The organism is Tenacibaculum retecalamus (assembly GCF_027941755.1).
Lineage (GTDB): Bacteria > Bacteroidota > Bacteroidia > Flavobacteriales > Flavobacteriaceae > Polaribacter > Polaribacter haliotis_B.
This window is the reverse complement of sequence record NZ_CP115916.1, coordinates 1,022,775-1,034,757: the sequence shown is the minus strand read 5'-3', so window position 1 is coordinate 1,034,757 and position 11,983 is coordinate 1,022,775. Positions and strand designations below refer to the sequence as shown.

General features: G+C 29.2%; 11 protein-coding genes. 7 read left to right on the top strand and 4 right to left on the bottom strand.

Translation table 11 applies throughout. The features are described from left to right. Nucleotides 1-7 precede the first annotated feature (7 nt). The 6 genes from PG912_RS05060 to PG912_RS05035 all read left to right on the top strand — a co-directional run bounded on the left by PG912_RS05060 (nt 8) and on the right by PG912_RS05035 (nt 6,113). Entirely contained in the window at nt 8-1,126 is a 1,119-nt protein-coding gene (locus PG912_RS05060) for a GTP cyclohydrolase (RefSeq protein WP_275688730.1), read from the top strand. Continuing rightward, nucleotides 1,126-1,836, top strand: a complete 711-nt coding sequence (locus PG912_RS05055; protein WP_275688729.1) for a 16S rRNA (uracil(1498)-N(3))-methyltransferase — start codon at nt 1,126-1,128, stop codon at nt 1,834-1,836. The genes PG912_RS05060 and PG912_RS05055 overlap by 1 nt, the downstream gene beginning before the upstream one ends. Nucleotides 1,837-1,875: 39 nt before the next feature. Then, the gene (locus PG912_RS05050) at nt 1,876-3,036 is read left to right on the top strand and encodes a helix-turn-helix domain-containing protein (protein ID WP_275688728.1); all 1,161 of its coding nucleotides are present in this window, start codon (nt 1,876-1,878) and stop codon (nt 3,034-3,036) included. Between the two features lie 493 nt (nt 3,037-3,529). Further along, the gene (locus tag PG912_RS05045) at nt 3,530-4,168 is read left to right on the top strand and encodes a DUF4159 domain-containing protein (protein ID WP_275688727.1); all 639 of its coding nucleotides are present in this window, start codon (nt 3,530-3,532) and stop codon (nt 4,166-4,168) included. Continuing rightward, the gene (locus PG912_RS05040) at nt 4,152-5,066 is read left to right on the top strand and encodes a bile acid:sodium symporter family protein (RefSeq protein WP_275688726.1); all 915 of its coding nucleotides are present in this window, start codon (nt 4,152-4,154) and stop codon (nt 5,064-5,066) included. The genes PG912_RS05045 and PG912_RS05040 overlap by 17 nt, the downstream gene beginning before the upstream one ends. Further along, on the top strand, nt 5,067-6,113 hold the full coding sequence (locus PG912_RS05035; RefSeq protein ID WP_275688725.1) for a lysophospholipid acyltransferase family protein: 1,047 nt from the start codon (nt 5,067-5,069) through the stop codon (nt 6,111-6,113). On the opposite strand, the gene PG912_RS05030 is transcribed toward PG912_RS05035, so the two are convergent. From PG912_RS05030 to PG912_RS05015, 4 genes are read right to left on the bottom strand one after another with little or no spacing between them, the layout of a single operon-like run. Beyond that, nucleotides 6,094-9,015: a glycoside hydrolase family 3 N-terminal domain-containing protein gene (locus tag PG912_RS05030; RefSeq protein ID WP_275688724.1), complete on the bottom strand. Its 2,922-nt coding sequence runs from the start codon at nt 9,013-9,015 to the stop codon at nt 6,094-6,096. The genes PG912_RS05035 and PG912_RS05030 overlap by 20 nt on opposite strands. 58 nt (nt 9,016-9,073) lie before the next feature. After that, a complete protein-coding gene (locus PG912_RS05025; protein WP_260585143.1) occupies nt 9,074-9,559 on the bottom strand; it encodes an ABC transporter ATPase in 486 nt (161 codons plus the stop codon). 36 nt (nt 9,560-9,595) lie between these two features. Beyond that, nucleotides 9,596-10,423, bottom strand: coding sequence for a 3'-5' exonuclease (locus PG912_RS05020; RefSeq protein ID WP_275688723.1), 828 nt, complete (start codon nt 10,421-10,423; stop codon nt 9,596-9,598). Nucleotides 10,424-10,437: 14 nt separating this feature from the next. After that, nucleotides 10,438-11,292, bottom strand: a complete 855-nt coding sequence (locus tag PG912_RS05015) for a PPK2 family polyphosphate kinase (protein ID WP_275688722.1) — start codon at nt 11,290-11,292, stop codon at nt 10,438-10,440. Between the two features lie 146 nt (nt 11,293-11,438). Between PG912_RS05015 and PG912_RS05010 the strand changes: the two genes are divergently transcribed. After that, complete coding sequence (locus tag PG912_RS05010) at nt 11,439-11,948, top strand: flavodoxin family protein (RefSeq protein ID WP_260585140.1); 510 nt, start codon at nt 11,439-11,441, stop codon at nt 11,946-11,948. Nucleotides 11,949-11,983: the final 35 nt, after the last annotated feature.

Here is an 11,983-nt window from a genome sequence, read left to right as displayed (position 1 = left end):
TTGCTGTATGATTAAAATCAAAGAAGTAATATCAAAAAAGGAAATGAAACAATTTGTTAAATTTCCTTTTTCTCTTTATAAAAATAACAAAAACTGGGTTCCTCCTATTATCAGTGATGAGATTGATAATTTCGACCCTAATAAAAATCCTGTTTTTGAAAACGCAAAAGCATTTTTTTTTATTGCATTAAAAGACGAAAAAATTGTAGGAAGAGTTGTTGCTATTATAAATACTTATGAAGTAGAAAAACAACAAATTAAAAAAATACGATTCGGTTGGTTTGATGTTATTGATGATATAAAGGTTACTGAAGCACTACTAAATAAAGTTAAAGAAATAGGTCGCGAAAATAACTTAGAATACCTTGAAGGCTCTGTTGGTTTTAATAACTTAGATAAAACCGGAGTACTTATTGACGGCTTTGACCATATTGGCACGATGATTACTTGGTATAATCATCCTTATTATTCGGAACATTTTGAGCTACTAGGATTAAAGAAAGAAAAGGAATATTTAGAAAATAAATTTCTTTTTAAAAATGTAGATGCTGTAAAATACGGAAAAGCAAGTAACATCATTCAAAGAAGGTACGGTTTAAAACCGTTAAGTTTTACTTCAACCAAAGCTATAATGCCGTACGTTGATGAAATGTTTGAATTATTTAGCAAAGCATATTCAAAATTATCAACTTACGTACCTATTTCTGATGCACAAGTAACCCATTTTAAAGAAAAATACATCAGTTTTATCAATCCTGAATATATAAAGTTTGTGGTAGATAAAGATAATAAATTAGTTGCTTTTGCCATTGTAATGCCCTCATTTTCTAAAGCACTTCAAAAAGCAAAAGGTAAGCTTTTTCCTTTTGGCCTTTTTCATTTATTAAACGCTAGAAAAAACTCAAAAGACGTTACCTTTTACTTAATTGGTGTAGCGCCTGAATATCAAAACAAAGGTGTTTTTGCTATTATATTCAAACAATATTGTGATACTTTTTCTAAAAAAGGAATCATAAATTGTATTAGAACTCCAGAATTAGAAGATAATATCGCTATCCATCAAATTTGGAAAGATTTTAATCCAACAACACACAAACGAAGAAGAACTTATAAATTAGATTTATAATGCAGCTATTTTTTAATCAAAATATCACTCCAAACACCAAACAAATTACCTTCGAAAAAGAAGAAAGCAGGCATATTGTTCGTGTTTTAAGAAAAAAAGAAGGTGACATATTACACATTACAAACGGTAATGGGTTTTTATTTTCAGTAGAAATAGCAATTGCTAGTGACAAAAAATGTCTTGCAACGGTTATAAAAAAAGAAGAAAAACCAAATAACAGAGATTATTATTTACATGTGGCTATTGCACCTACTAAAAATAATGATCGTTTAGAGTGGTTTTTAGAAAAAGCAACTGAAATTGGTATTGATGAAATTACCCCTATTATTTGCGACAACTCTGAAAGAAAAATAGTGAAGATTGAACGATTATCTAAAATTGTGCAATCAGCCATGAAGCAATCATTACAATTTACATTACCAAAACTTAATGATCCTGTAAAATTTTCAGAATTCATAAAACAAAACTTCTCAGGAGAAAAATTTATCGCCCATTGCGAAGAAAATATTGAAAAAAAACTTTTAAAAAACAGCGCTGCTAAAAACGCTAAACAAACAATACTCATTGAATCCGAAGGTGATTTTTCAATGAAGGAAATTGAGTCAGCATTTACTGTAAACTTTACACCTATTTCATTAGGTGAAAATCGCCTTCGAACCGAAACTGCTGGTTTAAATGTCGTTCAAAGTATTGCTTTTATCAATCAATAATTCATTTTTTTTTATATATTTGGTTTAAAACCTTACTTATTGGATACCCCTACTTTATTTAACCTGTTTTTACTTATTAGCGCCTTACATGGTTTTGCTTTTAGTATTATCCTTTTTTGTTCAAAAAACGGAAGAGAAAAAAGCATGCTTTATTTAAACTTTCTAATACTTGCTATTTCATTAAACAATATTCAATCTTGGGCTTTAGAGAAACATTTATTTCAACATAAATTCTCTTTAGATTACTTACAAATACCTTGGCATTTTTTAGCAATGCCCTTCCTATATATGTTCCTTATAAATTATTTAAATTTATCTAAGAAATCGTATAATATATTAAAAGCAATAGTGCCTTTATTTTTAATTATAATCGCAACACAAATTGTTTTCGTATATAACTACAATGACACAAACTCTCAAGATAATTTAAATTACATTTATGAACGATACACTTCTTTTGAAGAAATATTTAGCTTAACCATCTCTTTAAGTGTTTTTATTTATTCGCTATATATACTTTATAGAAAAGAAAAACTTTTTACAAAAATAACATCTTTCGATAATTTAAAATGGGTGTATACTTTTTTTAAACTTACAACTGTAGGTTATGTATTATGGATACTTGCTTTAATCATTAAAGTAAAAATGAACTTTACTGGTTTCTTATTCTCTTACTATCCTCTAAGAATTTATACAACATTACTTATTTATTGGTTAGGCTACCAAGGATTAAAACAAATAAGAATACTAAAGGAGCGTAAGAAAATTAGAGAATCATTATTAATTGATTTAGATGAAGGTTTTAATCTTGAAACAATAAACTTAAATACTAAAGACACTTCTTCTGAAAAACACAAAGAGCAATTTTTAGAAATAGATAATTTTATTGATAAAAATAAAAAATTCTTACTACCTAAATACACCTTAAAAAAATTATCAAAAGATACTGAATTAAGCACAAGTACACTTTCTTTAATTATTAATAATATTGCTAAAAAATCTTTTACAGATTACCTTAATGAAAAAAGAATTGAGCAAGCTAAACTGCTTTTACTTGATCCAAGTTATTCTAATTACACAATCACATCTATCGGATTAGAATCTGGTTTTAACTCAAAATCGACATTTTATACTGCTTTTAAGAAAAAATCGGGCTATACACCTGTTCAGTTTAAAAAAACTAAAGCTATTGAAATTTAAAACCCAATAAAATAGTTCGAAATCATCCAAATTGGATGATTTCGAACTCCTTATTTTTATATCCTTAGTATATTTGTACCAGAGGTTTATAAATTCTAAAAATGGAGATTTTTGAAGGGGTTTTCTTTTTTAGAACTATAGCTTCGAAAGTAAATTATTGAGATTCTTCTCAGTAATGAAAAAGAAAAAGATACTACTAAAAACACCGATAGCAATATTGGTGTTTTTTATTTTTAATACTATTTATGCAATAATATCATTCAATTTTCATTAAGATTAGTCCTTAAACACCCAAACTGGATGATTCCGAACTCTTAAAACTTAAGATCTAATTATCTTCGGAAGCGGAAATTTAGATTATAAGTATTGAATATCAGTTAAGGGGGATCTTCAAATACAATTAATTTCTTAAGGGGAACAAAACACCAATAGTAATATTGGTGTTTTTTATTGTTCTTTTGTTATCTTGCTTTTTATAATGCAAATCAAAAAAATGAAAAACCTTTTACTGCCTATATTTCTTATAAGTTACACTTTCATTTTCTCTCAGCAAATTGCCACTTTAAAATATAAAGGTGGTGGTGATTGGTATGCTAACCCAACAGCACTACCTAATTTAATACAATTTAGTAATACAAACATTCATACGACTATTGATAAAGCTAAAACAATAACACTCGATGATGATAACATAAATAATTACCCAATAATTTTTGTTACCGGTCATGGAAATATTTTTTTTACGAACGATGAAGCTAAAAATCTTAAAAACTACTTAATCTCGGGCGGATTTATTCATATATCAGATAATTATGGGTTAGATAAATATATAAGGCGGGAATTAACAAAAGTTTTCCCAACACTAACTTTACAACAAATACCAAACAATCACCCGATTTATCATCAAACATTTTCTTTTCCTAAAGGAATGCCTAAAATTCATGAACACAACAAAAAACCACCACAAGGGTTGGGACTTTTTTACAAAAACCGTTTAATTGTTTTTTATGATTATGAAAGTGATTTAAGTGATGGATGGGAAGATGCTGAAATTCATAATAATCCTAAAGAAACAAGAATGAAAGCTTTAAAAATGGGATCAAATATTATAGAGTATGCTTTTAAACATTAGTGAAACACAAATAGATAGTATTAAAATAAACTTCGATTCAGAAGGTTTATGGTTATTAAATATTGCCATTGCTATAATTATGTTCGGCGTTGCGTTAGGCATAAAACTTGACGATTTTAAGCGACTTTTTAAAAAACCTAAAATTGTTTTTGTTGGCGTATTATCTCAGTTTATATTATTACCTGCTGCTACTTTTTTAGCAATTATTTTAATACAACCACACCCCAGTTTTGCTTTAGGAATGATGATGATTGCAGCTTGTCCTGGCGGAAACGTTTCTAATTTTTTCAGTAAAATGGCTGGCGGTAATGCTGCTTTATCTGTAAGTTTAACAGCTTTCGCAACACTTATATGTATTGTTATGACTCCAGTAAATTTACACTTCTGGGGAAGTTTATACGAGCCTACGAATGCAATTTTAAAAACAGTTGAGTTAAATCCGTTTGAATTATTTAAACTTGTTTCGTTAATTCTAGGTATTCCTTTAATACTCGGAATGCTCATAAAACACTATCATTCTGAAATGGCAGAAAAGATAGAAAAGGTATTAAAACCTCTTTCTATGACCGTATTTATTCTTTTAATTGTAATCGCTTTTTCTCAAAATTTAAGCATCTTTAAAAACTACATTCATCACGTATTGTTTTTAGTTATTTTTCATAATATTTTCGCCTATATTCTCGGTTTTTTTACCGCCAAAATTTTTGGTTTAAACAAATCAGATAGTAAAACAATTGCTATAGAAACCGGAATTCAGAATGGAGGCTTAGGACTGTTATTAATTTTTGGTTTTTTTGAAGGTTTAGGAGGCATGGCTTTACTCGCAGCTTTTTGGGGAATTTGGGATGTTTTCTCTGGAATGGTTTTAGCAACTTATTGGGGACGAAAAAAACAGTAAATGAAAACACTTTTATATTCAATTTTTAAAATTTATATTAAAATCGGTTTATTTTTTTATTCAAAAAAAATAACGGTATTAGGTGAAAATAATGTTCCCAAAAAAGGTGCTGTTTTATTTGTTGCAAATCACCCAAACGCATTAATAGATCCTTTATTAATTGCTACAAATACCAAAAGAAAAATTCATTTTCTAGTACGTGCTGCTGTTTTTAAAAATACAATAGCTGCTGCTTTTTTAAATTTATTAGGTTTAATGCCAATCTACCGCATAAGAGATGGGATAAAACAATTATCAAAAAATGAAGCCATTTTTAATGATTGTCAAGACCTTTTAAATAACAAGGAGACTTTACTTATTTTTGCAGAAGGAAGTCATAATAGAAAACGAACCATTAGGCCTTTAAGTAAAGGCTTTACACGAATAATTTACGGTGCTTTAGAAAAATACCCTAATCTAAATATTCATGTTGTCCCTATTGGTCTTACATATCAAAACTCATCTAGCTATCCTTCTAAAGTTACTTTAAATTTCGGAAAACCTATTTTAGCAAATGAGTTTTATAATCAAAATGATATTTTTAAATCTATTAAAACAATAAAAGAACAAGTTGCTCATCAACTAGAAAATTTAAGTGTTCATATAGCAAATGATGAGTTTTATACAACTACAATACAGAAACTAGATAAAGCTCAAGTAGATTTTACAAAAGTTGGTGCGACAAATGCTATTCTTAAATCTGGTTCTTTTCCAAAAGAAAAAAAACGTAGTAAAAACTACGCTTCTTTCTTATATTATATACTTTTAATAAATAGTGTTATTCCTTATTTTATTTGGAAACTGTTAAGTAAAAAAGTACCCGAAATTGAATTTATTGATACATTTCGATTTACCTTAAGCATAGTGCTTTTTCCTCTTTTTTATATATTACAAAGTTTGATCCTATATTTCTTTTTTGATTGGAAAATTGCCATTGTATATTTAGTTATGTCAATTTTAACAGTCCTTTTTTACACCAAATTAAGTACTACTCCGTCATTAAAATAGCATCTTGAATATCTTCCTGAATTTTAGTACGGATATTGCTTTTTACCAAACCTCTATTGTTCATCGTAGGATATATTCTGTTTGATAAAAAAACATATACCACTCCTGTTGCAGGATCTGCCCAAGTATAAGTTCCGGTAAAACCACTATGCCCAAAACTTTCATCTGAAACACAGCCACAAGTTGCTTTAACTTTGGGGTTTAATTGAGGTTTATCAAAACCTAAACCTCTTCTTACTTTTCTTTTTGCATAGTAACGCTTATTAAATTTCTGTACGGTTTCTGGTTCTAAATATTTTTTATCACCATAAGTTCCTTCCTGTAAATACATTTGCATAATCTTCCCTACATCATTCGCATTCGAAAACAAACCAGCATGACCACCTACACCACCTATCATAGCTGCGCCCATATCATGTACATAACCATGTACTAGCTGATTTCTATAATAAGTATCTCTTTCTGTTGGTACAATTTCAGATTTTCTAAATTTAGCAAGCGGCAAATAACTTGTTCTGTTAGCACCTAACGAGCTATAAAAATATTCATCTGCTAACTTATTTAATGGCCTCTTATATTTTTTTTCTATAATTTCTTTTATCATATAGTAACCTAGATCACTGTACTTATAGCCTACTCTTGCTCGCTGTTCAGACTCAACAATATGCTTGTATATAGAATCTTTATAACTTCGCTTTAAATACAAGTTTCTGGCAACTTTAATATTAAACTTACCTGTTCGTATTTTTCGATAATATTTTACTGAGTTCTTACCTGTTTCTTCATCTCTAGTATTCATATAAAAAGGAATCCATGAGCGTAAACGACCATAATGAGACAATAGTTCTTTTATTAATAAAGTGTCTTTATTAGAATCTTTATACCTTGGTAAAACATCACCTAAACTAGAGTACAAACTTAATTTTCTTTCCTCTTCTGCTTTCATCACCATAGGCAATGATGCTAATATTTTTGTTAAAGAAGCTAAATCATAAATATCAGAATTTTTTACAGCTCTTTTTTTTGTATTTGTATGATAGCCAAAGCTTTTATTATAAATTACTTTTCCGTCTTTTGCTACAAAAACCTGCCCTCCTGGTGCCATTTTTTGTTGTAAAATAGTATCAATTCTTTTATCAATTATTGATAATTTTTCTGATGAAACTCCCGCTTCTTCAGGGATTGTGTATTGAAACACATTAATTCCCTTTACAAACTCCCCGGTGCCTTCTTTAAAACTTTCTTTAATTGATACCGGTAATTTTCCTTTTAAATCAAAAGCGCCAAATAAAGCTTGCGCTGATAACTCTTGCGATAAAACACTATTTTGATACGATACTACAACACCTTCTATGTTTTCAAATGATGTTACCTGAAGTAAACTATACGGACTCGTAAATACATCTAAAATAACTTTTTTGTTTCTTGATATTTCTTGTAACCAAACTAAATTTTTATTTGAAAATTTATAACCTTTCCAAGGATTCTTATTTGATTTATGAAAACCAATAATAATCAAATTGTATTTTTCTAGTTTTTGTTTTAATACACTCAAATGCTTGTCTGAAACGACATCTAATGCCGTATAATTTTTTAACATATCAACAAAAGAACTTCCTTTTGCATCTCCTAAAGCAACGTATGCTATTTTTTTATCCTTTAAATTTTTAATTGGTAAAATAGCTTCTTTATTTTTTACAACGGTTATCGCATCTTTTATTAATTTTCTATGTAAAACCTCATCATAAGGTGAATTTATATCTTTTGATATATTTTCTGTATCAATTGATTTATACGAGTTTAAACCGACTAAATACTTCGCTTTTAATATCTTTTTTACAGAATAATTCAAACGTTCTTCTGTTAATTCTCCATCAGTTAATGCTTTTTTAAGCAATCTTACTGAACCAGGAACATCCTGAGAAATCAATAATACATCATTACCTGCTAAAATCGCAGCAACATCTATTTGTGCTGGAGTTGAATAATTAGCAGCTCCTTTCATGTTTAAACCATCCGTAATTATCAATCCTTTAAAACCTAATTTATCTTGTAGCAAAGTAGTCACAACATTTTTTGATAATGATGATGGTAATTTCACATTCGTTTCTAAAGCAGGAATACTTAAATGTGCTGTCATAACACTAGCAACACCTTCTTTAAACATTTTTTTAAAAGGATACAACTCTAACGAATCTAATCGTTGCTCACTAAAATTAATTGTTGGTAATGTATGATGCGAATCTGCCGCTGTATCTCCATGCCCTGGAAAGTGTTTTGCGTTTGCTAACACTCCTGCACTTTGCATCCCTTTTGTAAAAGCAATTGCTTTTTGAGTTACATTTTCTTTATTTTCTCCAAAAGATCGATTTCCGATAATCGGATTTTTAGGGTTTGTATTGATATCTACCACCGGAGCAAAATTGATATGAATACCAACTCTTTTACAGTGTTCACCAATTCTTTTTCCTGTTGCTACTAACAGTTCATTATCTTTAATTGCACCTAAAGTCATATTCCAAGGAAAACGATACGTGTTTTTAAGACGCATATCTAAACCCCATTCACCATCAAAACCAATCATTAGTGGTACTTTAGATACTTCTTGATATTTATTATTTAAAACGACTTGTTTTTCTGGTGTTCCTTGCATAAAAATTAAGTTACCAACATGGTACTTAGTTATCATTTCAGTAATAGCCACTTCATGCTTTTTATCCTTGTTAGAATAGGCTTGTATCATAAATAACTGTCCGATTTTTTCATCAATCGACATATTATTCATAATGCTATCTACCCATTTCTCTTGTCCGTCCGCATCTTTTGCTAACAACGGATCCGTTTGCTGAGCTTGTAGTACTTGTACAAATGCTGTTATTAAAATTATGAGTATCTTTTTCATGTTTTTTTCCTTCTTTTTCTACACTTTTATTGCGTTACACAATAATTAAAATCAATTGTTATACCAAAAATCGTTTATGCCAACTTTTATCGGCAGTAACTTCCCAGTTAGTTTCAAAATCTTCCTTGGTATCTACCATATTATTAAATACGATAGTTTTTGATGTTATCTTTTTATCTTTTGCTAATTGCTGAAAATCGGATAATTTAACAACATTAATATTGTCACCATCTTTAAAAGAAACGTTCATTTTATTCATTAAATCGATTCTTAATTCTTTTTCTAATTCTTGTACAAAATGAACTGAAGAATCTATTGAACATCCTGATACATCATTAAAACCTTCATCTACACCCAATATTAAAAACTGGTTATATTTTATAGTAAATGACCCTTTTAAATCATCTCCATGACGTGTCCAATTATCAATAAAAAGTATGGTTTTAGCACAAATGTATTCTACTTCCTCGATACTAAATTCTCTGTCTGCTTGATAAATCCAAACTCTTGAGTTTGTTGGTAAATTATTATATTCTGTAAACATTTTTTATTCTTTTTTTATAATCTCTAAAGTAAAAAATTATCTTAAATTAAATTTTTGTTGTAAAGCTTCTAACTTTTCTCCGTCGGTCATTTTCTTTTTAGGTACTGCCATTCGCTCTTTAATTTCGCGTAATACTTTTTTGGTGTACAACGGAAAATCAGCATTCTGAATCCATGAATTGTATCCTGGGTTTTCTTTAAACACTTCTTCTACTGTTCTTCCTTTATATTTTCCGAAAGAGAAAATTTCTTCGTCTTTATCATTCATCAAAATAAAACCTGCAAAATCTGCTCGTTTACCATGTGTTGAATATTCACTTAAAGCATCCACAGTATTCTCAATATCTTCATACTTATCTAGCTGTGCTAATAAAATTTCGTAGGTAGCATTGGTATCGGCTTCTGCGCCATGCGCACCAATTAATTCTTTGCCACAGTAAAACTGATATCCTGCACTTAAAGTACGTTGTTCTTTTTTGTGAAAAATAACCTGAACATCAACTGCTTTACGATCATTCATATCAAAATCAATCCCTGCACGCATTAACTCTTCTGCTAAAACCGGAATATCAAATCTGTTTGAATTGAAACCTGCTAAGTCACAACCTGCAATCATTTCGTTTATACTAACAGCTAATTCTTTAAAAGTTGGCTCGTTGGCAACTTTTTCATCAGTAATTCCGTGAATTTCTGATGATTCTTTTGGTATTGCTAGCTCAGGATTTACCAACCATGTTTTACTTTCTTTATTTCCGTTTGGAAACACTTTTAATATTGATATTTCTACCACTCTATCTTTCGCAATGTTGATTCCTGTTGTTTCTAAATCGAAAAATATAATTGGTTTTGTTAAGTTTAATTCCATCTTTTTTTTGGCAATTATTCGTTATTTAACTGAGCTTTAAACTCGTCTAATTTATCTAAATCTTTTTGCGCTAATGTAGGTTCTTTAAAACCGTACTTTTTTAACGTTTCGCTAATTGTTTTTCCTACAATATATCTCGCCGTTGGTTTATCATCTGCAGGCACTACATACCAAGGTGCATAATCCGTATTAGTTCTGTTTAATAAATCTACATAACATTCTTGATATTTACTCCACAACTTACGTTCTTTTAAATCGCCAGAAGAAAATTTCCAATTTTTCTCTGGAATATTTAAACGACGTAACAATCTGTTTTTTTGTTCTTCTTTAGATACATTTAAAAAGAATTTTAAAATAATGGTTCCGCTATCTGAAATGTGCTTTTCAAATTGATTGATTCTTTCCATCCTATCATGGTAAAAAGTATCATTTAAATCATCTAAACTTTTAATTGTAGGTATATTTTCACCTAAAATATACTCGGGATGTACTCTTGTTACCAACACATTTTCGTAATGTGTTCTATTAAAAACACCTATTTTACCTTTTGCTGGTAACGCGATATAATGGCGCCACAAAAAATCATGTTTCAACTCTAAATCTGTAGGTACTTTAAAACTATGCACCACTACTCCACGCGCATTCACATCTTTAAACACCTCACGAATTAAGCTATCTTTACCCGAAGTATCCATTCCTTGTAAGCAAATTAACATACTATACTTACCTTCGGCATACATAGTATCTTGTAACTCACTAATTTCTTTTCGTATTTTTTTAAGCTTCTTTTTGGCGTCTTCACCCACTTCTTTCGTTCTGAAATTACTCAATGTTGTTGCGTTCGAAAACTTATAGGTGTTTGTATTCATTTACAATAGTGAATTAGTAGCATAAAAATACAAAAAAATCTCCTTTTTGTATTGATTTTCCCTTGGGAATTATCAATTTTTACGATTAAAGATTAAATGCTGTTCTAATTAAATTTTAGAAATTTATCTTCTAAATAAAAATACAGATGAACACAAGAGTAATTATACAAGGAAGCTCGAAAAGCAACGGAAATACAAATACGATTATTCAATATTTAAATAAAAATAATGATTTTGATATTATCGATTTAAAAACTAAAAATATTGGTGATTTCGAATATGATTTTAGCAATGCAAATGACGATTTTATTCCATTAATGGAAACTATTATACAAAAATACGATACCATAATATTTGCTACACCTGTTTATTGGTATAGCATGAGTGGGATTTTAAAGACATTTTTTGACAGAATGTCTGACTTACTACATTATAAAAAAGATTTAGGAAGGTTAATGAGAGGTAAAAATATGGCTATGATTAGTAATTCTGGCGAAAATGATTTAAAAAATGGATTTACCATGCCTTTTATAGAAAGTGCCAATTATTTAGGTATGAATTACCTTGGCGACACGCATACTTGGTTTACCAAAGATGGTTCTGAAATTACTTTAGAAGCTAAAAATAACATTGATACTTTTAGATGTCTACTCTAAAAAAAAGGTTGCTGGTAAAACAGACAGCCTTTTTT